Genomic DNA, 26,636 nt, shown 5'->3' on the forward strand with positions numbered 1-26,636 from the left:
CTCGCTCACCGCCCCGGGGCGGCCGCCACGTTGCCCTCGAAAGCGCCCAGGTTGATCAGGCTTATTCGGTCGTCCCAGGCGTCCCACCGCACATGCTTTTGTGCGCCCCAGTAGTAGTTGTCGTAGCCCATGAGCTCGCCGTATGCCTCGTCTTCCTGCGCCCTGTCGGGTGTACCGAACACGGTCAGGAGATCCTCGTATGAGGTCAGGTGAGCGAAATGGGAGAGATGAGGTCCGTAGATCGCGAAGCCGACGACGGCTCCGGCACGAATCTTGTAGGTGAGCTTGTCGGCGCAGTACAAGAACCCGTCTGACTGGGCAGCATGGTCGATGACCTCGTCGAGGGTCAGCCGCCGGCCGTTGGCGTCGTAGTACTCGCTGTCGAGGCTGGTCCCGCCGCGGTACCGGGCGACTACGGAGGACTGGGCCTGGACGATGATCCGGCGTGGAATGCTGGTGGCTGGTGCTCCCAGCGCCGTACCGCACATCTCCACGGTCGTGAGGTCGAGGTGCAGTCGGGACAGCACGTCCAGGTTGTCGAGGATCTCGATCATCGTCAGAGTCTAGGCTTGACGTCCATCCAGTGCGCCGGGAGCTTGGTGCCGGCCGTGTGGTGTGAGGGCCGAGTGTAGGGCTCGCCGATGGCGAGGACGCGACCGACGTCGTAGCGAGGGGCGGGTTGCTGGTTCTTCGAGCCGCGCGGGCGGCCGGGGCCGGGCGGGGTGGGTTTCGGTGCACGGGCCGACGTACCCGTCCGCGCGTGTCAGGCCCTGAACCCTCGGCGGACCCTTGGGCCGGGTCCAGCCGAGGGTCTGCTTGACCAGGCGGAACGTGTGCTCGACGTCGAACCACCGTGGGGATCACGTGGAGCCGTTGCCGATCATCGAGGGAAACGCTACCGGGCCATCGATGAGCCCGGCGGAGACCACCACTTCTTCTACGAGGAAAGCTGACATGCGAACGAGCAGGGACGATCTCATCGCGCTCATCCGGGACAGCGGTTTCGAGGTGGACACGGTCCAGGGCAACGAACCCGGCCCGTCGGTCGACACGGCCTGGCGCGCCATGGCCGGATTCGGCGTGGGGCCCGTCGCGTCCCTTCCCCTGCAGGGGAACCTCGAGGGAATCCATCAGCTGTGGCTGCAACACGCCCGTCAGACGGACGTCATCGGCGAGGACGGTGCGTTCCTCCTCACGGCAGTCGTGACCGGAGCCTCCGAGGTCGGCTGGGTTCGTGTACGCCCCACCGACGCCGCCGACGTTTCTCGCCTCGTCGATGACCAGGGGCGGATCGAGTTCATCGCACGCTCCCAGTCCGGCCACCACATCTGCGGTATCACCGCAGAGGAGTACGAATACTGGCTGGTCAGCCTGAATCTTGACGAGAGCCACTGGTGGCGTCCTGGCCGTTGAGGTCGCCCAGCGGCCGGACGGCGACGCCTCCTCAGGAGTGCTGGGCATGGTGCAGGCCATGCCGGTGCAGCTCGGCGGGCTCGGCGCGGTCACCCGGCTGTGGAGGAGCTGGCCGGTTCGCCAAGTAGTACAAAGCACCCGCTCACACACGCAGGTGCACGAGATGAAGCGCCTGGGCCGCGCCCTGGAACCGCTGAAGGTCGCCGAAGAACTGCGGGACGCAGAGAAGCGCTTGACCTGCTCCGCAACGCGCTCGTGCGAGTACCGCACCGTCCTCGCCGGGCAGTCGGTGAACGTGACCGGTCCGGCGGTGGGCTGACGCCACGGGCAGCAGCGCCGCCGGAGCCTGTCGGGTCAGGTGCTGAGGGCGTGTCCGGTCGTTGCGTCGACGTGCTCGGGGATCTCGTCGTGGCGATCGCCCACCGTCGGCGTCCCGGTGGGCTCGAACATGAGGATCGCGGCACCGGACGGAGCGTACGGCCTGTGCTCCGTGCCCCGGGGGACGGTGAAGACCGCCCCCTGCGGGAGCTTGACCGTGCGCTCCCCCTCGGGCTCGCGCAGGGAGATGTGCAGCTCGCCGTCGAGTACCAGGAAGAACTCGTCGGTGTCGTCGTGGGCGTGCCAGACGTGTTCGCCCGCGACCTTGGCGATGCGGACGTCGTAGTCGTTCACGCGCGTGACGATGCGGGGGCTCCACAGGGCATCGAAGGAGGCCAGGGCCGTGCTGAGGGAGATGGGTTCGCTGCTCATGGGCTCATCCTGCGCCGTTTCACATGGCTGCCGTGAGTGCTAGGAATTGCATATGGCGAAAGAATCCTCGCACGCAGCTCAGGCGGCGGGCGCCCACCGGGTCGTCGTGATCGTGGACGAGAACTCGAACCCCTTCGAGCTCGGCTGCGCGACCGAGGTCTTCGGTCTGCGCAGACCGGAGATCGGCCGTGATCTCTACGACTTCCAGCTCTGCTCCCCCGAGCCCCGCACCCTGATGCGAGACGGATTCTTCACGCTCACGGGAGTCGCCGGCCTCGAAGCGGCCGACACCGCGGACACTTTGATCGTCCCCAACCGCCCGGACACCGACGTGCCCCGCCGCCCCGCCGTCCTCGACGCCGTCCGCCGGGCACACGCCCGCGGTGCGCGCCTGGTCGGCTTCTGCAGCGGCGCCTTCACCCTGGCCGAGGCCGGAGTCCTCGACGGGCGCCGGGCCACCGCGCACTGGCAGTGGGCGGATTCGTTCCGAGCCCGCTTCCCCTCCGTCCACCTCGAAGCGGACGTGCTGTTCGTCGATGACGGTGACATCCTCACCGCGGCAGGCAGTGCAGCTGCGCTCGATCTTGGGCTGCATGTCGTCCGTCGCGACTACGGCGCGGAGGTCGCCAACTCGGTGAGCCGGCGACTGGTCTTCGCGGCGCACCGGGACGGTGGGCAGCGACAGTTCGTGGAGCGGCCCATGCCCGACCTGCCGGACGAGACCTTGGCACCCGTTCTGGCCTGGGCCCAGGAGCGCTTGGACTCACCGCTCACCGTGTCGGGCCTTGCGGCGCGTGCGGCGGTCAGTCCGGCGACGTTGCATCGGCGCTTCCAGGCGCAACTGGGCACGACGCCGCTGGCGTGGCTGACGGGGGAACGGCTTGCTCTGGCGTGCCGGTTGATCGAGCGGGGTGAGTCCCGCTTCGAGGTGGTCGCGCGACGCAGCGGGCTTGGCACCGCTGCCAATCTGCGCCTGCTCATGCGCCGCGAGACCGGCATCACACCGTCGGCGTACAAGCGCCGGTTCGGTCCCGGGGCGAACTGACGGCGGGCATCCCCGGCCGGCACCGACGTGTCCTTCATCGTCTGCTGTCGCCAGGGGCGGGCAGGCTCTCGTCGGATCCGCGGTCGCCTCGGGGGGAGGGTTTGAAGCAGCGGCGGACGTTCTCCGGCTTCAGGTACGAACCTGAAGATGCCGGATCGTCTTACCGAGACGCAGCAGAGCAGATCCTTCCTCTCCTGCGGCCGGGCCGGCACCCGCAGCCACTGGCGGCAGGTGGACGCGCCCGGCTGCCATCCGGGCGCGTCGTGTCACTGGGTCATGCAGGGTCCGGTGCCGGCTCAGTTGCCGATGCCGGCGGTGCCGACGCCGGAGTTGCCGATGCCGTGGCTGCCGATGCCCGTGTTCGCGATGCCCGCGTTGCCCACCCCCCAGTTGGCGATGCCGGCGTTTCCAACGCCGTTGTTGTAGACGCCGGCGTTTCCGACGCCTTGGTTGCCGATGCCCGCGTTGCCCACGCCGTCGGCGGTGGCCGCGCCGGCGCCGACGGCGGCCAGCATCGCCGCGCTACCCAGCACGGTCGCCACACGATGAAGAGTCGTACGCATCGTCACATACCTCCCGGTTAGTGGAACTTTCCGCTCATATCCTTAACATGTGGCCAGGTCTTACCTGGGGACGCCCGAACCTGGCGTGCCGTCCAAAAGCCTCGTCCCGCGGCGCTTGCGGGGCGCAGCCTGGCCCAGAGAGCCCGTTCCCCTTCGAATCGGCCCTGGCTGGGCGTCGGCTGTTCGTGATCGATGCGTCCAGGACGCTCCCGCTCTGCGTTCCGTCCCTCTGGCTCGCCGACCGGACGGCCAGTCCCGGTGTGGGTGGGTGAGTCGCGGTTGTGCAGGTGGCGGGCCGTGGGCCGTGGGCCGTCGGTGACCGTCTCGGAAAGCGCCCCTGCCGCCCGTTTCGGCCGGCAGCCGTGGCGCGGGCCGCCCCGTCGGAATTCCGCCGAGCCGGCCGACCCGAGTGCGTCGGGGCCGTGTCGTGCCCACCTGCAGCGGTGCACGCAGTAACCGCACAGTACGGAGGACCTCTGCCGTGCCGTCGGCGCGGTCGCGGCCGCGGACGAGGTCGTGGACGAGGTCGCGCACGCGAGGCATTCGCTCGCGGCGGCAGCGGCCGTGCCGAGAGGCCGGCGCGTCGCGTCTCAGGCGGCGCGGTGGTAGATCGGCAGGGGTTCGGCAGCACGGGCCTGCAGGCGGCGCTCGAGCGCTCCGGCGGCCTTCATGAGGGGCAGCCGGACCAGCACGTCGCGCAGGCACCGGCCGCCCTCGGTCTTTGGCACCATGAGGCGCACGTTCGGGCTGATCTGCTGTTTGCGGTCGACCAGAGGCCGGTGGACGGTGTCATAGCGCGCGAAGGCGAGCCGGTGGTTCCCGCCCGCCGCGGCCAGCTCCCCCGCCAGCCGGTACGCCCCGACCAGGGCCAGTTCGGCACCTGAGCCCGAGGCTGGGGAAGCGCACCAGGCCGCGTCACCGACCAGAGCGATCCGGCCGCTGGACCAGGAGTCCATCTGCACTTGGCCAAGGGCGTCGAAATAGAAGTCGGGATCCGCCAGGGCCGCATCCAGCAGGCCCCGGGCGGGCTGCCAGGGCTGGTCGGCGAATGCTTCGGTGACCAGCCTCTTGTGCTGGGCCACGTCGCGGTGGTCGTAGTTCAGCCGCTCGGAGCGGAAGATGAAGTACGCCTTGGCCTGGGCGTGGTTGCCCGACCGGTAGATCCCGATCATCTTTCCCGGAGTGTTGAACATCGTCACCCAGCGGTCCTCGCCCAGCCCTGCGTCGGCATTGGCGAAGGCGAAGTAGTGGTCCTTGTGCCGCAGGTACCGGTCCTCGGGGCCGAAGGCGAGCCGGCGCAGGGGGGAGTGCATCCCATCGGCGCCGATCACGAGGTCGAAGTGGCGGGCGGGAGCGTGTTCGAAGGTGACCGTCACGCCGTGGTCGTCCTGCTTCAGGGCCCGGATCGAGTCACCGAAGAGGATTTCCACATCTTCGGTGGCCTCGTACAGCAGGGCGACCAGGTCGCCCCGCATGACCTCGACCGAGGCGTTGTCGCGGGTGTCGATCCGGGCGACGGCGCGGTCGGCGGCATCGACGAACTTGATGCCGTTCACGTCGGCGGCCAGTTCGCGGATGCGGTCCATGAGGCCCATCCGCTCGGCCACGGTGACGGCGTCGTCGCGTACGTCCACCCCGTTGCCGCCGGTACGCAGTGCAGAGGCGCGCTCGACGATGGTGGGCCGCATGCCGTGCCGGGCCAGCCAATGGGCCAAAGTGAGTCCGGCGATGCCGGCTCCAGAGATCAGGATCCGCTCGTTCATGAAGCCGCCCCCGCTAGACTTAAGTGAAACATGCGTTCCATATGAGTATGTGGAAGGGTCATTTCAGTTGTCAACGCCTTCGGAACAGCCGGACCTCACGACCGCCACCGCCACCGCCCCGAAACGCCGCGCCGACGCCGTACGCAACCGGGACCTCGTCCTGGACGCCGCCACTGCGCTGCTTGCCGAACCGGGCGTGTCCCTCACCGTCGAGACCATCGCGAAGCGCGCGGGGCTGGGTGCCGCCACCGTCGTGCGCGCCTTCGGCGGCAAGGACGCCTTGTTGGACGCCGCGGTCGCCCGCCTGCTCGGGCCCGTTGTCCAGCGCGCGCGAGATCTGCTCGCCGAGACCACGCCGTATCAGGCCCTGCGCACTTTCCTGCGCGAACTGATCGCGTTCCAGACCGCACACCACGCCATCCACGACCAGCTCACCGGCCTGGACCTGCCCGCCACCACCGCACTGCGCGCCGGCCTGGTGGGCGCCGTCGAGGAAATGCTCGACGGCGCACGCCAGGACGGGCTGGTCCGCGCCGACCTCGACCCCGCCGTCACCACCGCCCTCATCGGCGCCACAGCCCTGGCCGTCGCCCGCGTCGAACCGTCCTCGCCCGACCTCGTCGACGCCTACCTCACGGTGCTGCTGGACGGCCTCGCTCCGCGTCCCGCCCTCTGACGCACCACGGCACGTGGGCCGCCGGCGCCCCCGAACCGCCGGCTCAGGGGATGGCTGTGGGAGGTGGCCTGCGGTCGAACGTGACCCTGATTGTGGAGGGGCTACGCGACGGCGGGGGTGCGTGTTCCGCGGCAGGCTCGGTCCGCGCCGGTCTCCGTGAACGCCCGGCAGTCGTTGTGGCTGCCGGGGCGGAGGGGGACCCGTTCGCCACGACCGCGCTTCTAGCGTTTCACCCGGCCGCGCACGGCAAGGACTGCCAGACCGAGGAGGGCAGGTTCAACGAGCCGGGATGCCATTTCGGTGTACGTGCCGGCGGTGGTCAGGTCCTGGCCGGAAGAGCGGAAGACCACCGAGTTGATGACAACCCGCAAGGACTTCTCGAACCTCTTGGTCGTCAGGCGCTTGCGGTAGGGGCCGTCGGGGTTGACCGGCTCGGGGTTGTCAGTGGTCCACGTGAGGCTGTGACCGGTCAGCGTGCCGGTGCTCTGGGGCTTCGAGTCGTCCTGCGGAAGCCCCCACAGCACCATCGCCAGCACGGTCGCAGCGATGCCGCCCAGCAACCAGCCCAAGGCTCGGGAGGCGCGCAGACCGTAGCCGGACAGCGCCCAGTAGGTGGTGAGCAGGGCTCGCTCGCTGCGCGGGATGTCATGTGCGTGGCGGCGCATCTCCATCTCGCCGTAGTAGAAGTCGGCGGCGCCGGGTTCGTGCTTCGCGTCCTCGAAGGCCTTGCGTAGTTGTCGGTACACCGGCGCCAGTGCCGCAGGCTGCAGTGGCACTTCTCCGTCCGGCGCGGATGTCCAGCCCCCCGCCCTCGCGGGGCGGGTGGCACGCCAGTGGTGCTCCTCGGCCAGCGTTCGCCGAGGAGTCCAGCGCACCGGCACCAGTCCGCGCCGGCGCAGACCGGTGGGGGTGGTGGCGAACACGTACAGGCCGTCCAGCCGCAGCTGGTCGAGGTGGACGGTTCCGGCGAACAAGCAGTCGGTGAGGTCCACGTCGGTCAGCACGAGGTGAGCCGCATCCACGCCGCGCAACGATGCGGCCCGCACGCGGGGGTCCGTCAGGCCGAGCTCGGGGATTTCCTGCTCATCCTGGGTGAAGCGTTTCGCCTGGGCGGTGATGCTCACCGGGTGTTCCAGCACCGCGTCGCTCAGGTCCAAGGTGGCGTGTCGCAGCCGCAGCACGGCCGTGGAAGCCCACCGGGTTCGGCGGCAGACCAGAGTGGCCGCGGCCGCCTCAATGGTCACGGCCGTCCCGAACACCGCCTCCGTCAGATCCAGCGATCCTGCGCATACCAGTGGCCCGACAGTGGCGACGTGATGGAACACCACCCTGCGGAAGGTGGCGTCGCCGCCGATCTTCACCCCGCCGAACCGTGCGTCGCCACGGAAAGTCACCCCGCCGAAGCCGGCGTGGCCGCCGACCGTCGCTCCGCGGAACGTGGCATCGCCTTCGAAGACCGCGCCGACGAACTGGACGTCGCCGACGACCGTCGCTCCACGGAAAGCGGTGTCACCGCGTAAGGTCGCCCCACCGAACTGGATGTGGCCGCCGACCGACGCACTCGCGAACCAGGTGTCGCTGCCTATCTGAGCCCTGGGGAACTGGGCGTCCCTGCCTACCTCCGCCCTGACGAACCAGGCGTACCCGCCGATAGTGGCCCTGGCGAACTGGGCATGGCCGTCAATCCTCGCCCCGTCGAACTGGGCGTTGCCGCGGATCTCCACGCTGGAGAACTGGGCATCGCCGCGAATGCTCGACCCGACGAACAAGGCGTTGCCTGCGATCACCGCCCTGGTGAAATCGGCGTCGCCGCCGATTTCTGCCTCCGTGAAGTCGGCGTCTCCGTCAATCTCCACCCCGCCGAAGTCGGCATTCCCGCTGAATTCGGCCAGTCCGAATCGGGCATGGCCGAGGCGGGCCCTGGCTGAATGCGGATCCGTGACGGCGCCGAGCAGTTCGCTCAGCAGCTCCTCCGATATCGGGGTGCCTCGGTGATCGAGGTCCGCGCCGGGGTGCAGGCCGGCGAGGTAGGCGGAGCGGTCGGCGTCGCCCAGATGGGCCAGGCAGGCGGCGTAGGGCTGGACGACGAGGCCTCGGCACCCGACGTCGTCTGCTGCAGCGCCGTGGCGACAGTACGCCCAGGGCAGTGCGTCGAGGTCGGCGTCGGGTGAGGTGGAAGTCATGCCTCTGAGACGTACGGTCGACACGCCCGGTTGCGGTCCCACTGCAGCAGACTCGCGTGGGCAGCGGGATGTCTCATGACCCAGAACGAAGTCTGGAAAACGTCGGGCACCGGGCGCTGCTGTTCACCCCGGCAGCCGGGGGGCCGGGTGCTGGTGCGGACCGGCGGGGCGCTGGGCCAGGACCGGTGGCCGGAGCTGGTCCGCCGCCGAGCACTCCCTGGCGGGCCGGCTGTCGTTCGAGGGGTTGCAGCGCCGGGCAGCCGCCTGCGCCCGCGGCGACGCCGGCGGCGCTGCGGCGCTGCAGCGCTGCAGCACTGCGGCACTGCGGCACGGCCGGCGTACTTCGTCGCGTTTGACGTCGCGTTTGACGTGTTGCAACTGTACGGGCAGGAGCTGCTGACGCCCCCATACGTGGATCGGCGCGCGCTCCTGCGCAGCAGCGGTTCACCGAGCCCAGCTCCCCACCCTCGGGCCGCCACCATCAGACGGGCGGGCTGTGCGGTCGGCCGCACCGTACCGAGCCCGCCCGGACGCCTCCCGGCAGTCGGCGAGCACCTACAACGGCTACGCGTCGATCGATGTGGGCATGAGCGACGTCCCACGGTTCACGGGTCGGCTGCGGGCGGACGTGGCGGGCGCATTCGCCAGGTGACGGGCACCTTCGCCGGTCACACGCGCCTGCCGGCGCATCGCGCATTACGACACGCCCTGCGTCAGGAAGAGTCAGTCTCGTCGGCCCTGGTGGCATCTGAGCCGTCGCGGGTGCTGGCCGATGGGGGCAGGAGCTGGTCATAGCCGGGCGGCCGTGCGGATCAGGCCGGCCAGGGCGAGGGAGCGGCTGTGGGCGGGCCAGGCGATGTGGGTCACGACGGGAGGCGCGTCGGTCAAGGGGACGGCCGTGTGCTCGGCCCACAGCCAGGAGCGGGCGGAGTCGGGGACGACCGCCACGGTGCGTCCGAGGGCGATCAACTGGGCCAGTTGCGTCTGGTTGTGGATCTCGGGGCCCGGGCCGGGGGCGTAGGTGCCGTGGGTGGGCCAGCGGGCGAGCGGCAGATCGGGGACGTCCCTGACATCGGCCAGGGACAAGGTCTCGCGGGCGGCGAGGGGGTGTCCGGCAGGCAGGACGGCAACCTGCCCCTCGGTCGCCAGTGCCTCGCTGTCGAACCCGGCGAGGGAGTTCCACGGCGTGTGCATGAGCGCGACATCAGCGCGTCCGTCGCGCAGCAGCTCTTCCTGCTCGCAAATGCCGCACGGCAGCACCTCGATCTCGGCACTGTCGGGCTCGTCCGCGTAGGCGTCGAGAAGTTTCCTCAGCAGTTCGTGGGACGCGGCGGCCTTCACCGCGAGGACCAGCCGACCGCGGGGGCCGCCAGGACTGTCGGCACCGCCGGCGCGCCGGGTGCGGCGGGCGGCGGCAGCGGTCGCGCCGAGGGCCGCCCGGCCCTCGTGCAACAGCACCTCTCCGGCACCGGTCAGGCGGACGCCACGGCGGTTGCGCTGCAGCAGGCAGACCCCGAGGCGCCGTTCGAGCTGCTGGATCGCCCGCGACAGCGGCGGCTGGGCCATGCCGAGGCGCTCGGCGGCGCGCCCGAAGTGCAGTTCCTCGGCGACGGCCACGAAGTACCTCAACTCGCGGGTCTCCAGGGTGTCCACGGCCGCAGCATACGCGGTGATACCTGGCAGGTATGACAGGACACCGTATCGGTGTTGGCCGCGCCACTCGCCCGCGAGCCAACATCATCAGCATGAGCGAAACGATGATCGCGCTGGTGACCGGCGCGAACAAGGGCATCGGGTACGAGATCGCGGCCGGGCTGGGCCGCCTCGGGTACCGCGTGGGCGTGGGAGCCCGCGACGCCGCCCGACGCGAAACCGCCGTCGGGAAGCTGTGCGCCGCGGGCGTGGACGCGTTCGGGGTATCCCTGGACGTGACCGACGACCAGAGCGTCACTGATGCCGCGGAACTGATCGAACGACTGGCCGGGCGCCTGGACGCCCTGGTCAACAACGCCGGCATCTCGGGCGAGATGGACCCGGGGTGGGTGCAGGACCCGACCGCGCTCAACCTGGAGGTGCTCCGCACGGTCGTGGACACCAACGTCATGGGGGTCGTCCGGGTGACCAACGCGATGCTGCCGCTGCTGCGGCGCTCGGCCTCGCCACGCATCGTCAACGTCTCCAGCAGCGTCGGCTCCCTGACCCGGCAGGCGGACCCCGACACCGAGATAGGCCCGATCATGGCGGCCTACGCGCCGTCGAAGTCGTTCCTCAACGCCCTCACCGTGCAGTACGCCCGGCACTTCGCCGGCACGAACATCCTGATCAACGCCGCCTGCCCGGGCCTGGTCGCGACCGACTTCACAGGCTTCCAAGGGCCCCGCACCCCTGAACAGGGCGCGGCCACAGCGATCCGGCTCGCCACCTTGCCCGACGGCGGCCCGAGCGGTTCGTTCTTCGAGGACGACGGCGTCGTCCCCTGGTGATCACGAATGCGCCGTGAAGGCGCCCCACCGCAGGAAGGGCCCACCCGCCCCACCCCTCGCCTTCTCCTGTCCGACGTCTTCTCCTATGCGACGTCTTCTCCTGTGCGACGTTTCGGCGGCCCTGGGGGCACCGCGTTCGAGGGCGATTAGCTCCTCTTCGAACACAGGAAAATCTATGTTGGCCGGAGTAGACATTGGACGGTGGCGTGGGTATGGTTTCTCTCGTAACGCAGAGAGACAGCAAGGCCCGGCAGAGACGAACTGCCGGGCAGCAGGACCCGCAGTTGCAGTTGGTTGGACGGTGCGGTGGTGGAGTTCCGAAGCCAGAGTGGTTGCAGGACGGTGACGGGGCTGACGACCGGACCGGGTGGCCCGCAGTGATCAGGGGCCGCCGCAAGCAGTACCCGCAGTAAGTGCAGTTGGCAGTACCCAGCAGTGAAGTCAGTGAGTAGTACCTCGGTGAAGGCGTCGGCTGTGGGCGCGCGCACCGGGAGGTTCGGCAGTGGGGTTCTAAGCCAGAGCAGATGCAGGATGGGCGACGGGGCTGGCTGCCGGAACGTGGCGCTGGTTGAGGCCACGAGCAGGACGCACCACCAGCAGTACAAGCGGTTCGCAGTATCAGCAGTACGCAATCCCGCTTGGTAAGCAGTTGATCACCGAGGGAAGAACGGAGGAGCCGAGCGCCATCAGGATCGCCCGGGCGGAAGTCTGAGCCCGGGTACCGCAGGACATCGATAGTGAGGTGGTCTCCGGTCAAGCAACCGCGATCCCCGCGGCCCCGACAGCATTCCGGTCGGACCCGCGGACACAGAAGGCCGGCGCAGTATCAGGGTCGGCAGATGGTGTAGCAGTTCCTTCGGGGCCCTGGTGCCGTACGGCACCAGGGCCCCTCCATGCGTGTCCATGAGAGAGGTTCAATGACAGCAGACGACTCGTTCGGCCGTCTTGATGACGACGACTACCCCGCCTACACCATGGGCCGGGCCGCAGAAATACTCGGCACCACCCAGGCCTTCCTCCGCGCCCTGGGCGAAGCCCGCCTCATCACCCCGCTCCGCTCCGCCGGCGGCCACCGCCGCTACTCCCGCTACCAGCTGCGGATCGCCGCCCGGGCCCGGGAAATCGTCGACCAGGGCACGCCCATCGAGGCCGCCTGCCGGATCGTCATCCTCGAGGACCAGCTCGAAGAGGCCCAGCGCCTCAATGCCGAATACCGCCGCGCTGCCGAACGAGGGAATCCACCACCCGCATCCTGAGCCCACCCCCACCCGCCCAGCGCGGCGCGCACACGCAGGCGGCGTTCCCCTGGCCCGGTGGCGTACGGTCGGCCCGGCCTCCGGGCCAAGCCGCACGATCCGCTCGAACGGCGCGCTCACGCACGAGCCCGAAGGCGGCACCTCCACTGCGATGCTGCCGGCCCGTTCATGGCACGCCTCAGTCCGCCCCTCGGAGCGGTACGCCCGCCCGGGCATCGACTCGTTCGTCCGGCATGTCGCCGGTCGGGATCCCGGCGCCCGTCGCCCCACGTGATCCCACTCTGCGGCCGGAGGCAACGGCAAAGCGGCAGCGGTTCTCAGCCGTGGTACTGATGCACTCGACTGACGCACTCGACCGCACGCGCCGGGGCGCGGCAGCAGTCGCCCCGCGGGACCCGGAGTCCGGGACGGAAGCGCGGCGCGGGGGCCGTCGCACCCCGCCGAGCGTGCGTCTCGCCGTCTACGCGACGGGCGTGAGTTCGGCTTGGCCGAACAGCAGGGCCCAGCCGGTGGGGAGCTGGTGGAGGATGCGTGTGATCAGGTCGGGGCCGGCGTGAGCGGTGATGGCGGCGAGGACGGAGCCGGTGTCCCAGCGGGTGGTGGCCAGGGAAGCGCCGGAGCGGGCGGCGAGGTCCTTGACGAAGGCCCAGCCGGTCAGCGGCTGGGTGTCGGGGATTTGCGCGGTCAGCACGCGTGCGGCCTCCAGGGGCAGGCAGGCGGCCAGGTCGACGCGTTCGTCGCCGGTCAGCTGGCGCCCGAATCCGGCCAGGACCAGGCGGACGGCTTCGTCGGCCCGCTCACGGGTGGGGTACGCGCCCTCGTAGCGGACCTTCTCCAGCATCTGCTCGTACGCCGCCGAGTACGGCAGCTGGTGCTCAAGCGGTACGCGCACGTCGGAGATCACTGTGGTGCATGCCTTTCTTGGAGCCAGGGGGAATGCCGGGTCCGGCACCCCAGGTCTTGGTCAGGTGGGCTGGGGCGGCCGAAGAGGAGGTCGTAGCCGGCGGGTAGCTGGAGCAGGATCTGCCCCAGCAGGTCCTCGCCTGCCGCGTCGGCGACAGTGGACAGCACGGCGCTGACGTCCCAGGCGGCGGTCTGCTCGGTGGCGCCCTCGATCCACGCGGCGGTCGCGCGGACGAACCGGTCCGGGGGCAGCGGCTCGGCGCTCTGCAGCGGGTTGAGCAGGATCAGGGCGAAGCCCTCAGGTAGGCGTGCCGCGAGCCGGGCGCGGACCTCGCCGACCAGATGTGCGCCGAGCAGGGCGAGCACCACGCGCGTCGCACGCTCGGCCTCCTCCGCAGTGTCGTACTCGCCGCGTTCCTTCACGTGGTCGAGGAACGCTTCGCGTCGCAACGTCATCGCCGCCATCCCTTTTCGTCGGGCCGTCCAACGGGTGCGGAGGTCGGGATGGGAGGGGGAGATCAGCTGCCCGTCCTCCGCACCGGTCCGGACCGGGGTCAGCCTGGGATCTCCTGGCGGCCGGAGCCTACGCCGATGGAGATCTTGCGGGGCTTGGCGCGCTCGGTGATCGGGATGCGCAGGGTGAGGACGCCCGCTTCGTAATCGGCCTGGATGCGCTCGGTATCCAGGGTGTCGGCGAGCACGATCTGGCGGGAGAAGACGCCCAGCGGCCGCTCGGACAGGTCCACCTTCGTGTCGTCGTCCTTCGCCACCGGCCGCCGCTCGGCCTTGACGGTCAGCATGTTGCGCTCGACGTCGATGTCGATCGCGTCCGCGGGGACGCCAGGAATGTCGAAGGCCACCACGTACTGGTCGCCCTCGCGGTAGGCGTCCATCGGCATGACCGAGGGCTTCGACCAAGTGCCCGGTCCCATCAGCTGCTGCGCCATCCGGTCCAGCTCACGGAAGGGGTCAGTGCGCATCAACATCGTGAAACACCTCCAGCAGGTTCGAGCAGTTGCTGCCAATGCGCGGCACTGACACCGTTGTAACATGTCATCCAGTGGATGACAATCATGATGTCATCGGGTCGTTGACTACCTGAGGGGGTGCTGCCATGACCACAGCCGACCGGCCGACGGCGGCCAGGCACGCCCACGGCCTAGCGTCCCCTCTCGCCGCCGCGGCGGCTCCCGCCGCCATGGACGTCGCCCTGCGCGGTGCCCGGCACGAGGCCCCCGAGGCCGTCGAGGCCGCCGGTCCCGGCCCCGGTCCCGGTTCCGAGCAGGCGTCGGCCTCCCTGATGCTGCTGCGGCAGGCACGCGAGCAGCTCACCGGCGGGGAGACCGGCCCGATCGAGACCGCCCGCGACGCGGGCGCCGACCTTGCCCGTCCCCTCGGCGCCGCCAGCCGCCAGGCCGCCGAACGCCGCCACCTCCGCGGCCGCCCCGGCGCCGCCGCAACCACCGACGAGCAGCGCGTGACGGCCACCCGCCAGGCCAAGGCCGCCGATCCGGCCACCGCCACCCGGGCCCACACCAACGCCCGCCGCCCGCGCCACCGTCACCGGGCCCGCACCAACGCCGCCGACCTGTGCCGCCTCGCCGGACAGATCACCGCGCTCGGAAACGTCGCGCCCGAGGCCCGCTCAGCCAGGCCGCTCAGCCGCGCTGCTCTGCATGCCGCCCTCGGTGACACCTCGGTGTCCCCTCGGTGTCGCCGAGGTCGCGGAGCTCTTCGTGCCCCTGGCCGGCATGCGCCCCTACCGCCCACCGCACCGGCCTCGTCGAATCCCTGGACGCCGTCGACGACCGGCGTACGACGACAGCCGCAGACGATGACTGACTCCCACGCAGAGCCACATCATGCGGGTGCGGTACGGCCCGCCGGGAACCACGCCGACGACGGGCAGCGGTCCGTCCCGGCCCCCGTCCGAACCCGACTCTGAATCCGCATCCGCATCTAGATCCGAATCCGAATCCGATCATGACGTTCCCACAGAAAGAGGCCCCCATGGGCAGCAGTGTCGAGACGCTGGAATTCCAGGCCGAGACCCGCCAGTTGCTCCGGCTGGTGATTCACTCGATCTACTCGAACAAGGACATCTTCCTGCGCGAGCTGATCTCGAACGCCTCCGACGCCTTGGACAAGCTGCGGCTGGAATCCCTGACCGACTCCGGCCTCGCGGAGATCGACACCACTGACCTGCACATCTCGCTGGAAGTCGACAAGGGCGCCCGCACCTTGACCGTCCGTGACAACGGGATCGGCATGACCCGGGACGATCTCGTGGAGCTGATCGGCACGATCGCCAAGTCCGGCACCGCCAGCCTGCTGGAGAAGATCAAGGAGTCCAAGGACGCCGCAGCCGCCGAGAGCCTGATCGGGCAGTTCGGCGTCGGCTTCTACTCGGCGTTCATGGTCGCCGACAAGGTCACCCTGCGCACCCGGCGGGCCGGCACCGACTCCGGTACCCAGTGGGAGTCCGACGGTGAGGGCACCTACGCCATCCAGGCCGTCGACGGCCTGCCCGTGGGAACCTCGGTCACCCTGCACCTCAAGCCCGCCGACAGCGAGGACGGGCTCGCCGACTACCTGTCCGAGTCGAAGATCCGACAGATCGTCAAGCAGTACTCGGACTTCATCCGCTGGCCGATCAGGATGGCCGCCGAACGCACCGGCACCGGCACCGGCACCGGCACCGGCACCGAGGACGGGACCACCCGAGACAGCGACACGCTCAACTCGATGAAGGCGCTGTGGGCCCGGCCGCGCACGGAGGTGACCGAAGACGAGTACAACGAGTTCTACCAGCAGATCAGCCACGACTGGCTGCCCCCGGCCGAGACGATCCACATGCGCGCCGAAGGCACCTTCGAGTACGAGGCGCTGCTCTTCATCCCCTCGCAGGCACCCTTCGACCTGTTCTCCCGCGAGACCAAGCCCGGCGTGCAGCTTTACGTCAAGCGGGTGTTCATCATGGACGACTGCGAAGCGCTCATGCCCAACTACCTGCGCTTCGTCAAGGGTGTCGTCGACGCCCACGACCTGTCGCTGAACGTCTCCCGCGAGATCCTCCAGCACGACCGCCAGATCCGCGGCGTGCGCCGACGCCTGGTCAAGAAGGTCCTCGGGGCCTTCAAGGACATGCAGTCGAAGGACGCCGAGCGCTACGCGAAGGTATGGGCACAGTTCGGCCGGGCACTGAAGGAAGGCCTGGTCGAGGACACGGACAACACCGAGGCCCTGCTCCAGCTGGTGTCGGTGGCCTCCACCCACGACCCCGACAAGACCACCACCCTGCGCGAGTACGTCGAGCGCATGAAGGACGGCCAGGACACCATCTACTACCTGACCGGCGAGAGTCGCGCCACGGTGGAGAACTCCCCGCACATGGAGGCCTTCGCCGCGAAGGGCTACGAGGTCCTGATCCTCACCGACCCCATCGACGAGGTGTGGGTCGACCAGGTCCCCGCCTTCGACGGCCACCGTCTGCAGTCCATCGCCAAGGGCCAGGTCGACCTCGACGAATCCGCCGACGGCGAGAAGGAGACCGACGCCGCCAAGGCCCAGCGCGAGCAGGACTTCGCCGCCCTGCTGACCTGGCTGACCACCACCCTGTCCGAACAGGTCAAGCAGGTCCGCCTGTCGTCCCGCTTGACCACCTCGGCGGCCTGCATCGTCGGCGACGCCCACGACGTGACACCTACTCTGGAGAAGATGTACCGGGCGATGGGCCAGCAGATGCCCACCGTCAAGAGGATCCTGGAACTTAACCCCACCCACCCTCTGATCACGGCCCTGCGCACAGCCCACGAGGCAGGCGCCGACGATCCCGCGCTGGCGGAGATCGCCGAGCTGATCTACGGCAGCGCGCTGCTCGCCGAAGGGGGCGACCTGCCCGACCCGGCCCGCTTCACCCGGCTGCTCACCGACCGTCTGAGCCGCACTCTGTAACCGCGGTTCCGTAACCGGGTATCCGTGATGGTGGATCCGTAGCCGTGGGTCTGTGACGGTGGGTCCGTAGCCGTGGGGAGGGCGGGCCGGGACAGCCGAAGCGTCGCCGGGTCGCACCCGCCCCGGCCTCGCCACCCTCACACTCCCCAAGAGCCCGTCCGCCCCGACCCCCGTACGGGGGTCGGGGCGGGCGTGTGTGTTCGGGCCGCCCACGAAAACACCCACCGGGTGATGCTCCGTGTGTCAGTCTTCGATCACCTCACGCGCTGCCAGCTCGCCGGATCCTCCCTGCGGGACAGGACCGCGCGCGCCGCAGGGCGGTGGCCGCCGGTGGCGCGCGGAGCCGGATCGGCTGAGCCGTCCAGACGACCGACTGGGGAATGCCTGGGCGCCGTCCACGCCACCGCCGCCGACCGCCTCACCACAACTGCGCTCAGCTCCCCTCACGACAACACAGCTTCAACCTCAGTAGTCTCGGGGCATGCGGATCTCCGTTTCCTCGGACATGGACGAACCCGTGGCTCGCGCACTCCTGCGGCACCTGCGCGACCGCGGACACGATGTGGTGACGTACGGGGCACTGCGCCCCGGCGACGATCCGCAGTGGGCAGCCTGCTCGGAGGCGGCGGCCCGCGAGGTAGCCGCCGGGAACGCCGACCAGGCCGTCGTGTGCTGCTGGACGGGTACGGGCGCCTCGATCGCCGCGAACAAGGTGCCCGGCGTACGCGCGGCCCTGTGCACGGACGCCTACACGGCGGACGGTGCGCGCCGCTGGAACGACGCCAACGTGCTCGCGCTCAGCCTGCGCCTGACCTCGGAACCGCTGCTCAAGGAGATCCTCGACGCCTGGTTCGCCGGCGAGGCGAGCGCGGACGCGGAGGACCGGGAGAACGTGGCGCACATCGAACGGCTCGACGACAGGAGAACCGCTCCTGAGTGAAGACGGTGACACCGGTGAGCGGGATGGTGGCTGGCAGCTTGTTTCGCGCCTCTGGTGCCGGCCTTCGTCGAAGACGGCCAGGCCCGGGCGGCGGAAATCCGGATGTGGCGCGTGGGGCGGGGCTGGTATCTCCTGGGGAATGGAATCGTTGCCGACCCGACGCCTTGTACTTCTCCCGCTGGACGCGGACCGGGCCCGCCGACTCGCGCTCGGACAACCGGGGCGGGGCGACCGCTGGGCCGAGGGGTACCCGGAGGCCGGGGACCGGGCCGGGGCCGAACGGTACCTGCGAGTACTGGCCGAAACGGGTGACCCCGCACCATACGGGGCCTTCGAGATTCAGCGCCGCTCCGACGGGCTGCTGATCGGCGGCGCGGGATTCCACGGCCCTGCCGACGGGCAAGGCCGGGTGACCGTTGGATACGGGCTGGTGCCGGCCGTGCGGGGCCATGGTTACGCCGCCGAGGCACTGCGGGCTCTGCTGGAGCATGCCCGGGCCCACGGAGCGGCCTCGGTGTTGGGCGACACCGACCGTGGGAACACGGCCTCGCAACACGTCATGACCTCAGCCGGAATGCTCCCGGTCGGCGAAGACGAGCGGCTGCTGTACTACGCGGTGAGCTGGGCGCGGGCAGCCGACAGCAGCTGAGCGCCGTGGTGCCGATCCGGCGAAACCGATCTCCGCAGTCCCGCGGCGGCGGCTGCCCATGCCATGCCACGCCACGCCACGCCCCCGCCGCCCCCGCCCCCCGAGTGGGCAGACGCAGCCGTTGCGCGGCGCCTCGGTCACCTGAACAACAATTCCGTGAGCGAGCGGAAGACCTCCTCTGGGTCCTGGTCGGCCAGTGGGCCGTTGAGGTTCCGGCTCAGCAGCAGTGTGGCGAAACCGTGGGCCAGGGACCAGGCGGCGATCCCCGCCAGCCGGGAGTCGTCGCCCCGCCCCGCATCGGGCAACTGGGATACACCCGCGCGCAGTTGCGCACCGGCACGCTGCCTGGCGGCTGTCAGGTGCGGGTCGTCCGCGCGCAGCAGTTCCGGCTGGAACATCACCTGGAAGTGCGCCGGGTGCGTCGTTGCGAACCGCACGTAGCGGACGCCCCGTTCACGCAGGTCCGGCGCGTCCGCGAGTGCCTCCGAGAGGAAGTCGTAGCCTTCCGCCGCGATTGCGGTGAGCAGGCCGGTGCGGTCCTTGAAGTGATGCGCCGGCGCGGCGTGCGAGACGCCGGCGCGGCGTGCGAGGTCACGCAGGCTCAGGGCGCCGGGGCCCTCGGCGGCGATGACATCGAGGGCCGCGGTCAGGACGGCGCGGCGGAGATCGCCGTGGTGGTAGGTGCGCTGGCTCGTCATGGTGAGCAGATTACGCAGAGTCTAGGCATTGACAAGTTCGAAGGGCGTGAGCAATCTAGTCACTGTCAAGTTCGAAGCGGTCGAGGCCCGGATGTGCACGGAACCGGCGAGCCTGTTGAGGAGATGTCATGACGGACCAGAACGCCGTACCGGACCGGATCGAGCTCGGTCGCGTTCGGCACTTGTGGCAGCTCCTCGAACCGCTGCACGCCGTGCTCTACTTCGCGCCGGAGTCCCTCGAAGAGGCGGCCGCGCTCGGCTTCGAGACCGGTGAGCGGTGGCCGAGCTACTTCGCCTGGCGGGCCGCGCCACTGGGGGCCGCCGGACGCGTCCAGGTGGGGTCCGCGTTCTACAGCTTCAGCCCGGAGATGGTCGGGCGGTACGTCCCCGCAGCATGGGACGTGGCGTCCCCCGAGGCCGTCCTCGCCGCCCGCGAGCGGGCCGTCGACCGCACCTACCGTGCGCTCTTGGGAGACCGCATCGACAGTCCCGAGCTCGCGGAGGCGGCACACCTGGCCCGCCGTGCCGCCGAGGCTGCCGACGTCGGGGGCCGCCCGCTCGCCGCCGCCAACGCGGCCCTGGCCTGGCCGGACGCCCCGCACCTCGTGCTCTGGCAGGCGGCGACGATCTTGCGCGAACATCGTGGGGACGGCCATATCGCGGCTCTTCTTGTCGCGGGGCTCGACCCGGTAGAGGCCCTCGTGTCGTTCGCCGCAATCGGGGCGGCGCCGGAGGAGACCTTCCGGAGCCGGCAGTGGAGCGCGTCGGAGTGGGCCGCCGCGCGTGAGCGCCTCGTCGGGCGCGGCCTGCTGGAACCCCACGGCGCCGCGACGGCGACCGAGTCGGGCCGTGCGCTGCGAGCGAAGGTCGAGCGCCGCACGGACGAGCTCGCCGCGGGGCCGTGCGAGGCGCTGGGCTGCGACGGTCTGGCGCGGCTCGCGGACCTGCTCGGAGAGTTCTGGGTCGCGGCGATCGGCTCGGGGCTGCTGCCCATGACGAGCACGTTGGGCATGGGCAGAGCCTGAACATCTCGTGGGCCCCCTTCTCGTGGGCCCCCTTCTCGTGGGCGGCCCGACGTCTGACGCACGGTGCCCATGGAGGTGCCGTCGGGGTCCTCGCTCCCCGGCGGACACCTGAGTGGTTGCTTCGGGGCCATGGTCGCGCTTCGCTCAACGAGGCCAGGGGTGGTGCTGAGGCCCAAGGCCAGTCTGTGCACGGCTCATTCCCCCCGCCGGTGAATCTTCCGGCAGATCGACGGCCAACGCCCCGACCTCAGCGGCTCACGACGGTCTCCCGTCCCATCCGCGTCAGCTTTTCGGGGTTGCGCACGGAGTAGAGCCCCGTGACGAGGCCGTGGTCGATCCGCACGGCCACGACCATGTCGATCTCCCCCTCGATCCGCATGACCAGCGCCGGGTGGCCGTTGACCTGCACCGGCTCCACCGTCACCTGGGGGCCGAACACCGCCACGCCGGCGGCCAGCGCGCGGGCCACCTTCTCGGCCCCCACGACGGGCCGCGGCATGGCCTGCTTGATGCCGCCGCCGTCGCTCAGCGCGACGACGTCCGGCGCGAGGAGGTCGAGCAGGCTCTGTAGGTCGCCCGTCTCCAGCGCTCGTTGGAAGGCCCCGAGCGCGGCCCGGCTCTCGGCTGCCGAAACGACACCGCGCGGACGGCGCGCGGCGACGTGCGCCCGCGCCCGGTGCGCGATCTGCCGGACCGCGGCCGTGGTCTTGTCGACGGCCTCCGCGATCTCGTCGTACCCGAGGTCGAACACCTCGCGCAGCACGAACACCGCTCGCTCAGTGGGCGCGAGTGTTTCAAGGACCAGCATCATCGCCATCGATATGCTGTCGGCCAGCTCCACGTCCTCGGCCACGTCCGGCACGGTGAGCAGCGGTTCGGGCAGCCAGGGCCCCACATACGATTCCTTGCGCCGGCTGAGCGTGCGCAGTCGGCCGAGCGCCTGCCGGGTGGCGATCCGGACCAGGTACGCACGCCGGTCCCGTACCGCGGCGAGATCGACGCCCGCCCAGCGCAGCCAGGTCTCCTGGAGGACGTCCTCCGCGTCAACCGCCGAGCCGAGCATCTCGTAGGCGACGGTGAACAGCAGGTTGCGGTGGGCGACGAACGCCTCGGTCGCCGGGTCGGGACGGGAAGCGTCCTCGCTCATGCCGGTTTCTCCTCGTTCTTGTTTCCTCGCCCTGGACTGAGTCATCCACAGGACGCCGGACCCCACCGTTCTGTGACACCGCACGCCATGTGACGTGCGCCACGTCGAACGGGTGTCACAGGGCCCGGACCGCAGGCATCCAATGTCCGACAGCCACAGCCGGACAGGGAGAACGTTTTGACATCCTCCCCCTCCTAAAGGAGGGGGATTCCCGCCTGCCTGCCGGTGGTGACCGGCTGGGGCTTCGGGTGGGTTCCCCGTTCAACGGGCCGTGCCTGACGCGGGATTTCCGCTCCAGGACTGACCGGCCCTCCAGGGGCGTTTAGCCTCTCCGCCTGCCCGGCGGCGAGGATCACACGCGACGCATTGAGGTCACGATCATGCTCAGTACCGCAGCCCTCGCACCGCCAGGTGCGCACGTGCAGCGGCTTCTTCCCGTCCACGACCCAGCACACCGAACACGTCTGCGACGACGGCAGCCACCGCGAGACGACACCGACGCACCGGCCAGCCCGTGCGGCCTTGTCCTCCAGCACACACCGGAACATGCCCCACGCGGCATCGTGGACGGACTTCGCGAGTCGGGTACGCGCGAGACCGGAGACCGCCAGGTCTTCGAGGTAGACCGCTTGGTTATCGCGGACCAGCCTCGAAGCCGTCTGGTGGCACCAGTCCCGGCGCGCGTCGGCCACCCGGGCGTGAGCACGGGCGACACGGATACGGGCCTTGGCCCGGTTCGCGGATCCCTTCGCCTTGCGGCTCAAGGTCTGCTGCGCCTTCCTGAGTCGCCGCTCGGCGCGGCGCAGGAAGCGCGGATTGTCGATCACTGTGCCGTCCGACAAGACGGCGTAGTGGGTGAGTCCGAGGTCGATGCCGACCTCGGCCGCGACCGGCTCCAGGATCTCGGGCTCCATCTCCACGACGAAGCTCGCGAAGTACCGGCCGGACGGGTCCTTGATCACGGTCACCGACGACGGGGCCGACGGCAGCGGACGCGACCAGCGCACCCGAACCTCACCGATCTTGGCAAGGTTCAGCCAGCCGTTGTCCCGCAGCCGGAACCCGTTCTTCGAGAATCGGACCGACTGCCTGTTGTCGCGCTTCGACTTGAACCGCGGAAGCCCCATGCGGCGGCCACGGCGCTTCCGGGTCACCGACGCGAAGAAGTTCGCATAGGCGGTGTCCAGGTCGCGGAGGGAGGACTGCAAGGCGTCCACGGACACCTCGGCGAGCCACGCCCGCTCGGGCGTCCGCTTCGCCTCCGTGATCACCCGTCGCGCCAGGACGCCCGTCGCGATACGCGACTTGTCCGCCTGATAGGCGGCCTTCCTCGCGGCAAGCGCATCGTTGTACACCACCCGGGCGCAGCCGAACGTACGGGCCAGCGCGATGCGCTGACCCGGCGTCGGCTCGATCCGGAAGGAGTACCTCAGATGCATGTGGTCAACGTACCGGCCGCCACTGACAACGCCGTTCCGCCCCGAGGGCGAACCGGCTTTCCCTGCCCTGCTCCGCAGGAGCTTCGTTTCCTCCCCCACCTAAAGGTGGGGGTATCCACGAAGGAGTCCCGATGAACGTCGTAGTGGTGGGCGCCGGATACGCGGGCATGCTCGCGGCGAACCGGCTCGCCAAGAAGGTGAAGACGGCCGAGATCACGGTGATCAACGCGCGCCCCGACTTCGTGGAGCGCGTACGTCTGCACCAGCAGCTCGCGGGAACCGCCACCGCCGCGACGCCCCTCACCTCGATGCTGCGCGAGGGGATCGCCTCGCGAGTCGCCACCGTGGAAAAGATCGCCGCCGGCACCGTCGCCCTCGAAGACGGCACGAGCATCGGCTTCGACTACGCGTTCCTCGCTGTGGGCAGCACGGCGCGGCCGATGCCGGGAACGGTCCCGGTGGGCACCTGGGAGGGAGCGGAACGAGCTCGCGTCAGGCTCGCCGCGCTTCCCGCGGGCAGCACGGTCACGGTGGTCGGGGGCGGCCCGACAGGCATCGAGACGGCCGCCGAAGTGGCCGAGGTGAGGCCGGACCTGGCGGTGCGGATCGTCGGATCGTCGGTCACCGGGGGCTTCTCCCACCGGGCGTACGAGCGGGTCCGGTCGGGACTGATGCGGCTGGGCGTCGACATCGTGGACGACGGCGTCGTGGAGGTCGCCGACGGCATCGTGCACCTGCGGTCGGGCGCGGAGTTCGCCTCCGACCTGACCCTGTGGGCGATCGTGTCGGGCGTCCCCGACCTCGCGGCACGCAGCGGTCTCCACGTCGATGCGGAAGGCCGTGCGCTCGTGGACGAGTACCTGCGCAGCGTCGACGACGAACGGATCTTCGTCGTGGGCGACTGCGCGGCAGTACCCGGAGCCCGTTTCGCCTGCGCGCTCGCCACGGCGCAGGCCGCCCACGCGGCCGACACCCTGAACCGCCTGATCGAGCGCCGCGAGCCCGAGCCGTACTCCCTGCGTTACGTAGCCCGGGCCGTCACGATCGGACGGAAGTACGCCGTGGGCCAGTTCACCCGTCCCGACGACACCCTGCGGCGGGCGTACGTCACCGGGCGTACCGCGGCCGTGATCAAAGAGCTGGCGTCTCGCGGCGGAAAGTACGGCGCCCGCACGGGTACCGGTGCCTGAACACCGGACCCGCGCATGGGTATGACGGCGCGCGCGGAAGTCATCGAGCCGAATCGTCCGCTCAACAATCCGACGTGGGCGTGATCGTGGGCTGCATGAAAGGTACGAGCCCCTCTGGCTGCAGCAGAGGTGCTCTCATTTCTCAGCCTGACCGCCATGCCTCGCGGCCCCGAACTGGCCCCGCCCCACGCCTCAGCGATCGCGGCCAGTGCCCGCCCGGCCTGCGGTGAGCACCGGCTCGGCCGCCACGCCCGTTCGCTCGGCCCGCCGCCTCGACATCCGGCGCCACGCCCACGCACCGGCCAGGAGCGCCAGCCCGTCCACCACCGCCGCGGACATCCCCATCGCCTCGACCGTCTGCCACGAGTGGTCGTCCAGCTCCCCGCCCTCCGGCGACGCCCACAGCCGGATCCGGTGCCCGTCCGGGTGCACCTTGTCCGCCGGGCGCACCTCGTCGAAAGTGCGTCCGCCGACCGACCAGACGTACCGGCACTCGACCTCGTCCTCCGGCGCCGCGCCCTCGTCCCAGTGCTGGCCAGTCACCCGGCAACCGCTGAGCTCGATCGTCACCGGTTCCGTCGTCCGCCCCCGGAGCTGGACCTGCTCCACCGTGCCGCCCGTGGTCACGACCCCGGCCAGCACCAACACTGTCAGCCCGCCGGCGGCCAGCGCGTCGGCCCACCGGTCCAGACCCGGCCGGAGCCAGAGCCCGACGAGCGCCGTCACCAGGCCCGCCCCGAGCAGAACGAGCGGCCAGGCCGTCCACGGCGTCCCGTCCGCCCAGTTCCACAGCAGCACGCCCGCGCCGACGACCGCGGCCACCGACCCCCCGACGGCGACGTACCCGCCCATCTTCTGAGCCACTTCGCACCCCCTTTCCCCCCGCTACCCACCCGTCCGATCCCGCAACCACGCCGCCACCGCCAGGTAGTCGTCCGCCCCCAGCCCGACCAGGGCGTCCACCCGGCGGACCAGCGCGTCCCCCGGGTGGTGCGCCGCCACCCACGCCCGGTTGGCGTCGCCCAAGTCGTCGGCGGGGCGCCGATCACGTGTGCATGCGGGCGCCCTTGAGGGCCTTGTCCACGGCGTTGCGCGGACCGTGGACGGCGACCCCGACCAGGTCGAGCTGGTCCTTGCCCACCGCCGCCACCGCTGCCCGGTTTGCGCGGTCGTGGCCCGTGCGGAACAGGTCCGAGGTGAACACCGCGGTCGGCAGTCCGCGCCGCACTGCCCTCTCGTGCGCCGCCGTCACCGCTTCCTTCCCGCCCTCGAAGACCAGAACGGGCTGGCGGAACATCGGCAGGTAGGCGGTGCCGTCGGCGTCCTGGTACGGCTCGCCCACCAACTCGGGGAGGGCCGTTCCGAGCCCGCTGACCAGGAACGCCGTGACATTCAGCCGCTGCCACGTCTCCAGGTCGTCGCGCAGCAGCACCGCGATCTTGGTGTCGAAGCGCACGGGCGCGTCCGCGCCGCCCACCTCGACCTGCTCGTCGTTCTCGTTCTTCGTCTGGTCGCTCATGTCCCCGAGACTGCCGGGCTCGGCCTCACGCAGTCTTGTACGTTCTTTGCGTGCAGCTCCAGCAGGAAGTCTCGGCCTGGCGCCCGCGGGTCGCGGGTGTCGTCGAGGTCTTCCACGCCCGCTTCACCGCGCACGCGTACCCCATGCACGTCCACGACGAGTGGACGCTGCTGATCGTCGACGACGGCGCCGTCCGCTACGACCTGGACCGCCACCGGCGCGGCACCCCGGACGGCACCGTGAGCCTGCTCCCGCCCCAGGTCCCGCACAACGGCTCCGCCGCCACCTCGCACGGGTTCCGCAAGCGCGTCGTCTACCTCGACACGACGGTGCTGGACGAGCGTTTCATCGGCGCGGCCGTAGACGGCCCGGACCTCGCCGACCCGCTCCTGCGCCGACGCGTCGGTCAGCTCCACCGGGCCCTGACCTCTCCCGGTGACGAGTTCGAGGCGGACAGCCGACTGGCCCTGATCGGCGAGCGGCTGCGCGTACTGCTCCAGCCACGCCTCGAACCTGCTGGTGGCCACACTGCACCGCGCGGCGGCGGCACCCGCCACGGCATTGCTCGCAGCCTGCGCGAACTCCTCGACGAGCGGGTGGTCGCGGGCATCTCCCTGCCGGAAGCCGCAGGTCTCATTCAGGCCCACCCCGCACATCTCGTTCGCTCGTTCAGCGCCGCCTTCGGTATCGCCCCGCACCAGTACCTCATCGCGCGCCGAGTCGCCCTGGCCCGCCGGCTGCTCCTCGACGGCCGCCCGGCCGCCGAGGTGGCGGTCGCGGCGGGGTTCCACGACCAGTCGCACTTCACCCGGCACTTCAAGCGAATCGTGGGCACCACCCCCGGGCGCTTCGGAATGCTCCCGCCCAGCTGCGACGGCTGCGACGGCTGCGACGGCTGCGACACGGTCCCGCACCGGAACACCGAATAGATCGGCGCCCTCTGCCCGGCGAAAGATCGCCGGGAGCCCCGGTCGCGGTTCGGCATGGAGTCGGTACGGGACAGAAGGCGGTCACCGGGATGTTAGTCCTCAGCGTGCTGC

26 protein-coding genes and 4 pseudogenes are annotated in these 26,636 nt (G+C 70.3%); 13 read left to right on the forward strand and 17 right to left on the reverse strand.

Translation table 11 applies throughout. The features are described from left to right. Nucleotides 1-5: 5 nt before the first annotated feature. A complete protein-coding gene (locus ACIPK4_RS33185; protein ID WP_402319731.1) occupies nt 6-554 on the reverse strand; it encodes a hypothetical protein in 549 nt (182 codons plus the stop codon). A 2-nt stretch (nt 555-556) separates the two neighbouring features. Then, a pseudogene (locus ACIPK4_RS33190) lies at nt 557-854 on the reverse strand (hypothetical protein); the annotation flags it as partial. A 100-nt stretch (nt 855-954) separates the two neighbouring features. Between ACIPK4_RS33190 and ACIPK4_RS33195 the strand changes: the two are divergent. Both ACIPK4_RS33195 and ACIPK4_RS33200 read left to right on the forward strand, forming a co-directional pair. Next, nucleotides 955-1,413, forward strand: coding sequence for a hypothetical protein (locus tag ACIPK4_RS33195; protein WP_402319734.1), 459 nt, complete (start codon nt 955-957; stop codon nt 1,411-1,413). 46 nt (nt 1,414-1,459) lie between these two features. After that, nucleotides 1,460-1,732 (forward strand): hypothetical protein, encoded by a 273-nt coding sequence (locus tag ACIPK4_RS33200; RefSeq protein WP_402319737.1) that lies wholly within the window; start codon nt 1,460-1,462, stop codon nt 1,730-1,732. 35 nt (nt 1,733-1,767) lie between these two features. On the opposite strand, the gene ACIPK4_RS33205 is transcribed toward ACIPK4_RS33200, so the two are convergent. After that, nucleotides 1,768-2,163 (reverse strand): cupin domain-containing protein, encoded by a 396-nt coding sequence (locus ACIPK4_RS33205; RefSeq protein ID WP_402319740.1) that lies wholly within the window; start codon nt 2,161-2,163, stop codon nt 1,768-1,770. A gap of 52 nt (nt 2,164-2,215) precedes the next feature. Here ACIPK4_RS33205 and ACIPK4_RS33210 point away from each other — a divergent pair, with 52 nt between their 5' ends. Then, on the forward strand, nt 2,216-3,208 hold the full coding sequence (locus ACIPK4_RS33210) for a helix-turn-helix domain-containing protein (protein WP_402319743.1): 993 nt from the start codon (nt 2,216-2,218) through the stop codon (nt 3,206-3,208). A gap of 296 nt (nt 3,209-3,504) precedes the next feature. Here the strand turns inward: ACIPK4_RS33210 and ACIPK4_RS33215 are convergent, their stop codons facing one another. Together ACIPK4_RS33215 and ACIPK4_RS33220 are read right to left on the reverse strand one after the other, a co-directional pair. Beyond that, nucleotides 3,505-3,750, reverse strand: a complete 246-nt coding sequence (locus tag ACIPK4_RS33215) for a hypothetical protein (protein WP_402319746.1) — start codon at nt 3,748-3,750, stop codon at nt 3,505-3,507. 611 nt (nt 3,751-4,361) lie between these two features. Next, nucleotides 4,362-5,534, reverse strand: coding sequence for an FAD-dependent monooxygenase (locus tag ACIPK4_RS33220; RefSeq protein ID WP_402319749.1), 1,173 nt, complete (start codon nt 5,532-5,534; stop codon nt 4,362-4,364). 67 nt (nt 5,535-5,601) lie between these two features. Between ACIPK4_RS33220 and ACIPK4_RS33225 the strand changes: the two genes are divergently transcribed. After that, nucleotides 5,602-6,210, forward strand: a complete 609-nt coding sequence (locus tag ACIPK4_RS33225) for a TetR/AcrR family transcriptional regulator (protein ID WP_402319752.1) — start codon at nt 5,602-5,604, stop codon at nt 6,208-6,210. A gap of 110 nt (nt 6,211-6,320) precedes the next feature. Here ACIPK4_RS33225 and ACIPK4_RS33230 read toward each other — a convergent pair. From ACIPK4_RS33230 to ACIPK4_RS33240, 3 genes and pseudogenes are all read right to left on the reverse strand, one after another. Continuing rightward, a pseudogene (locus tag ACIPK4_RS33230) lies at nt 6,321-6,398 on the reverse strand (IS5/IS1182 family transposase); the annotation flags it as partial. Between the two features lie 33 nt (nt 6,399-6,431). Beyond that, on the reverse strand, nt 6,432-8,393 hold the full coding sequence (locus tag ACIPK4_RS33235) for a pentapeptide repeat-containing protein (RefSeq protein WP_402319754.1): 1,962 nt from the start codon (nt 8,391-8,393) through the stop codon (nt 6,432-6,434). A gap of 789 nt (nt 8,394-9,182) precedes the next feature. Beyond that, nucleotides 9,183-10,046, reverse strand: coding sequence for a LysR family transcriptional regulator (locus ACIPK4_RS33240; protein ID WP_402319757.1), 864 nt, complete (start codon nt 10,044-10,046; stop codon nt 9,183-9,185). Nucleotides 10,047-10,138: 92 nt separating this feature from the next. Here ACIPK4_RS33240 and ACIPK4_RS33245 point away from each other — a divergent pair, with 92 nt between their 5' ends. After that, entirely contained in the window at nt 10,139-10,876 is a 738-nt protein-coding gene (locus ACIPK4_RS33245) for an SDR family oxidoreductase (protein ID WP_402319759.1), read from the forward strand. 917 nt (nt 10,877-11,793) lie between these two features. Then, nucleotides 11,794-12,132 carry a MerR family transcriptional regulator gene (locus tag ACIPK4_RS33250; protein WP_402319762.1) on the forward strand — a complete coding sequence of 113 codons (339 nt, stop codon included), beginning with the start codon at nt 11,794-11,796 and terminating at the stop codon, nt 12,130-12,132. Between the two features lie 460 nt (nt 12,133-12,592). Here the strand turns inward: ACIPK4_RS33250 and ACIPK4_RS33255 are convergent, their stop codons facing one another. The 3 genes and pseudogenes from ACIPK4_RS33255 to ACIPK4_RS33265 all read right to left on the reverse strand — a co-directional run bounded on the left by ACIPK4_RS33255 (nt 12,593) and on the right by ACIPK4_RS33265 (nt 14,021). Next, nucleotides 12,593-13,036: a DUF2267 domain-containing protein gene (locus ACIPK4_RS33255; protein ID WP_376205174.1), complete on the reverse strand. Its 444-nt coding sequence runs from the start codon at nt 13,034-13,036 to the stop codon at nt 12,593-12,595. 65 nt (nt 13,037-13,101) lie between these two features. Continuing rightward, a pseudogene (locus tag ACIPK4_RS33260) lies at nt 13,102-13,491 on the reverse strand (DUF2267 domain-containing protein); the annotation flags it as partial. Nucleotides 13,492-13,589: 98 nt separating this feature from the next. Beyond that, the gene (locus tag ACIPK4_RS33265) at nt 13,590-14,021 is read right to left on the reverse strand and encodes an Hsp20/alpha crystallin family protein (RefSeq protein WP_402319765.1); all 432 of its coding nucleotides are present in this window, start codon (nt 14,019-14,021) and stop codon (nt 13,590-13,592) included. Between the two features lie 128 nt (nt 14,022-14,149). Between ACIPK4_RS33265 and ACIPK4_RS33270 the strand changes: the two are divergent. The 4 genes and pseudogenes from ACIPK4_RS33270 (at nt 14,150) to ACIPK4_RS33285 (ending at nt 18,578) form a co-directional block, all read left to right on the forward strand. Beyond that, nucleotides 14,150-14,877, forward strand: a pseudogene (locus ACIPK4_RS33270) (type III effector protein). Between the two features lie 168 nt (nt 14,878-15,045). Then, the gene (gene htpG / locus ACIPK4_RS33275; protein WP_402319768.1) at nt 15,046-16,989 is read left to right on the forward strand and encodes a molecular chaperone HtpG; all 1,944 of its coding nucleotides are present in this window, start codon (nt 15,046-15,048) and stop codon (nt 16,987-16,989) included. Between the two features lie 481 nt (nt 16,990-17,470). Beyond that, nucleotides 17,471-17,929: an RpiB/LacA/LacB family sugar-phosphate isomerase gene (locus ACIPK4_RS33280; RefSeq protein WP_402319770.1), complete on the forward strand. Its 459-nt coding sequence runs from the start codon at nt 17,471-17,473 to the stop codon at nt 17,927-17,929. A 139-nt stretch (nt 17,930-18,068) separates the two neighbouring features. Next, entirely contained in the window at nt 18,069-18,578 is a 510-nt protein-coding gene (locus ACIPK4_RS33285) for a GNAT family N-acetyltransferase (RefSeq protein WP_402319772.1), read from the forward strand. A 137-nt stretch (nt 18,579-18,715) separates the two neighbouring features. Here ACIPK4_RS33285 and ACIPK4_RS33290 read toward each other — a convergent pair whose 3' ends face one another. After that, nucleotides 18,716-19,276, reverse strand: coding sequence for a TetR/AcrR family transcriptional regulator (locus ACIPK4_RS33290; protein ID WP_402319775.1), 561 nt, complete (start codon nt 19,274-19,276; stop codon nt 18,716-18,718). Nucleotides 19,277-19,404: 128 nt separating this feature from the next. On the opposite strand from ACIPK4_RS33290, the gene ACIPK4_RS33295 reads away from it, so the two are divergent. Next, a complete protein-coding gene (locus ACIPK4_RS33295; protein ID WP_402319778.1) occupies nt 19,405-20,301 on the forward strand; it encodes a hypothetical protein in 897 nt (298 codons plus the stop codon). Between the two features lie 247 nt (nt 20,302-20,548). Here the strand turns inward: ACIPK4_RS33295 and ACIPK4_RS33300 are convergent, their stop codons facing one another. Beyond that, nucleotides 20,549-21,448, reverse strand: coding sequence for an RNA polymerase sigma-70 factor (locus ACIPK4_RS33300; RefSeq protein ID WP_402319781.1), 900 nt, complete (start codon nt 21,446-21,448; stop codon nt 20,549-20,551). A gap of 194 nt (nt 21,449-21,642) precedes the next feature. After that, nucleotides 21,643-22,887 (reverse strand): RNA-guided endonuclease InsQ/TnpB family protein, encoded by a 1,245-nt coding sequence (locus tag ACIPK4_RS33305; protein WP_402320019.1) that lies wholly within the window; start codon nt 22,885-22,887, stop codon nt 21,643-21,645. Between the two features lie 131 nt (nt 22,888-23,018). Here ACIPK4_RS33305 and ACIPK4_RS33310 point away from each other — a divergent pair, with 131 nt between their 5' ends. Continuing rightward, nucleotides 23,019-24,077 carry an NAD(P)/FAD-dependent oxidoreductase gene (locus tag ACIPK4_RS33310; RefSeq protein WP_402319783.1) on the forward strand — a complete coding sequence of 353 codons (1,059 nt, stop codon included), beginning with the start codon at nt 23,019-23,021 and terminating at the stop codon, nt 24,075-24,077. Between the two features lie 192 nt (nt 24,078-24,269). On the opposite strand, the gene ACIPK4_RS33315 is transcribed toward ACIPK4_RS33310, so the two are convergent. Genes ACIPK4_RS33315 through ACIPK4_RS33325 form a run of 3 tightly spaced genes read right to left on the reverse strand, consistent with a single transcriptional unit; the run spans nt 24,270 to nt 25,596 of the window. Next, nucleotides 24,270-24,941 carry a hypothetical protein gene (locus tag ACIPK4_RS33315; protein ID WP_402319786.1) on the reverse strand — a complete coding sequence of 224 codons (672 nt, stop codon included), beginning with the start codon at nt 24,939-24,941 and terminating at the stop codon, nt 24,270-24,272. A 21-nt stretch (nt 24,942-24,962) separates the two neighbouring features. Then, the gene (locus ACIPK4_RS33320) at nt 24,963-25,103 is read right to left on the reverse strand and encodes a hypothetical protein (RefSeq protein WP_402319788.1); all 141 of its coding nucleotides are present in this window, start codon (nt 25,101-25,103) and stop codon (nt 24,963-24,965) included. A gap of 19 nt (nt 25,104-25,122) precedes the next feature. Further along, the gene (locus tag ACIPK4_RS33325; protein WP_402319791.1) at nt 25,123-25,596 is read right to left on the reverse strand and encodes a DUF2000 family protein; all 474 of its coding nucleotides are present in this window, start codon (nt 25,594-25,596) and stop codon (nt 25,123-25,125) included. Nucleotides 25,597-25,646: 50 nt separating this feature from the next. Here ACIPK4_RS33325 and ACIPK4_RS33330 point away from each other — a divergent pair, with 50 nt between their 5' ends. After that, nucleotides 25,647-26,525, forward strand: coding sequence for an AraC family transcriptional regulator (locus tag ACIPK4_RS33330; RefSeq protein ID WP_402319794.1), 879 nt, complete (start codon nt 25,647-25,649; stop codon nt 26,523-26,525). The last annotated feature ends 111 nt before the right edge of the window (nt 26,526-26,636 follow it).

This window comes from Streptomyces sp. NPDC086989 (genome assembly GCF_044745505.1).
Classification (GTDB): domain Bacteria; phylum Actinomycetota; class Actinomycetes; order Streptomycetales; family Streptomycetaceae; genus Streptomyces.

Bases quoted from the DNA above. Each gene is read 5' to 3' on its own strand.
- ACIPK4_RS33185 (WP_402319731.1), bottom strand. From the start codon at position 554: ATGATCGAGATCCTCGACAACCTGGACGTGCTGTCCCGACTGCACCTC.
- ACIPK4_RS33195 (WP_402319734.1), top strand. From the start codon at position 955: ATGCGAACGAGCAGGGACGATCTCATCGCGCTCATCCGGGACAGCGGT.
- ACIPK4_RS33200 (WP_402319737.1), top strand. From the start codon at position 1,460: ATGGTGCAGGCCATGCCGGTGCAGCTCGGCGGGCTCGGCGCGGTCACC.
- ACIPK4_RS33205 (WP_402319740.1), bottom strand. From the start codon at position 2,163: ATGAGCAGCGAACCCATCTCCCTCAGCACGGCCCTGGCCTCCTTCGAT.
- ACIPK4_RS33210 (WP_402319743.1), top strand. From the start codon at position 2,216: ATGGCGAAAGAATCCTCGCACGCAGCTCAGGCGGCGGGCGCCCACCGG.
- ACIPK4_RS33220 (WP_402319749.1), bottom strand. From the start codon at position 5,534: ATGAACGAGCGGATCCTGATCTCTGGAGCCGGCATCGCCGGACTCACT.
- ACIPK4_RS33235 (WP_402319754.1), bottom strand. From the start codon at position 8,393: ATGACTTCCACCTCACCCGACGCCGACCTCGACGCACTGCCCTGGGCG.
- ACIPK4_RS33245 (WP_402319759.1), top strand. From the start codon at position 10,139: ATGAGCGAAACGATGATCGCGCTGGTGACCGGCGCGAACAAGGGCATC.
- ACIPK4_RS33250 (WP_402319762.1), top strand. From the start codon at position 11,794: ATGACAGCAGACGACTCGTTCGGCCGTCTTGATGACGACGACTACCCC.
- ACIPK4_RS33265 (WP_402319765.1), bottom strand. From the start codon at position 14,021: ATGTTGATGCGCACTGACCCCTTCCGTGAGCTGGACCGGATGGCGCAG.
- htpG (WP_402319768.1), top strand. From the start codon at position 15,046: ATGGGCAGCAGTGTCGAGACGCTGGAATTCCAGGCCGAGACCCGCCAG.
- ACIPK4_RS33280 (WP_402319770.1), top strand. From the start codon at position 17,471: ATGCGGATCTCCGTTTCCTCGGACATGGACGAACCCGTGGCTCGCGCA.
- ACIPK4_RS33285 (WP_402319772.1), top strand. From the start codon at position 18,069: ATGGAATCGTTGCCGACCCGACGCCTTGTACTTCTCCCGCTGGACGCG.
- ACIPK4_RS33290 (WP_402319775.1), bottom strand. From the start codon at position 19,276: ATGACGAGCCAGCGCACCTACCACCACGGCGATCTCCGCCGCGCCGTC.
- ACIPK4_RS33295 (WP_402319778.1), top strand. From the start codon at position 19,405: ATGACGGACCAGAACGCCGTACCGGACCGGATCGAGCTCGGTCGCGTT.
- ACIPK4_RS33300 (WP_402319781.1), bottom strand. From the start codon at position 21,448: ATGAGCGAGGACGCTTCCCGTCCCGACCCGGCGACCGAGGCGTTCGTC.
- ACIPK4_RS33305 (WP_402320019.1), bottom strand. From the start codon at position 22,887: ATGCATCTGAGGTACTCCTTCCGGATCGAGCCGACGCCGGGTCAGCGC.
- ACIPK4_RS33310 (WP_402319783.1), top strand. From the start codon at position 23,019: ATGAACGTCGTAGTGGTGGGCGCCGGATACGCGGGCATGCTCGCGGCG.
- ACIPK4_RS33325 (WP_402319791.1), bottom strand. From the start codon at position 25,596: ATGAGCGACCAGACGAAGAACGAGAACGACGAGCAGGTCGAGGTGGGC.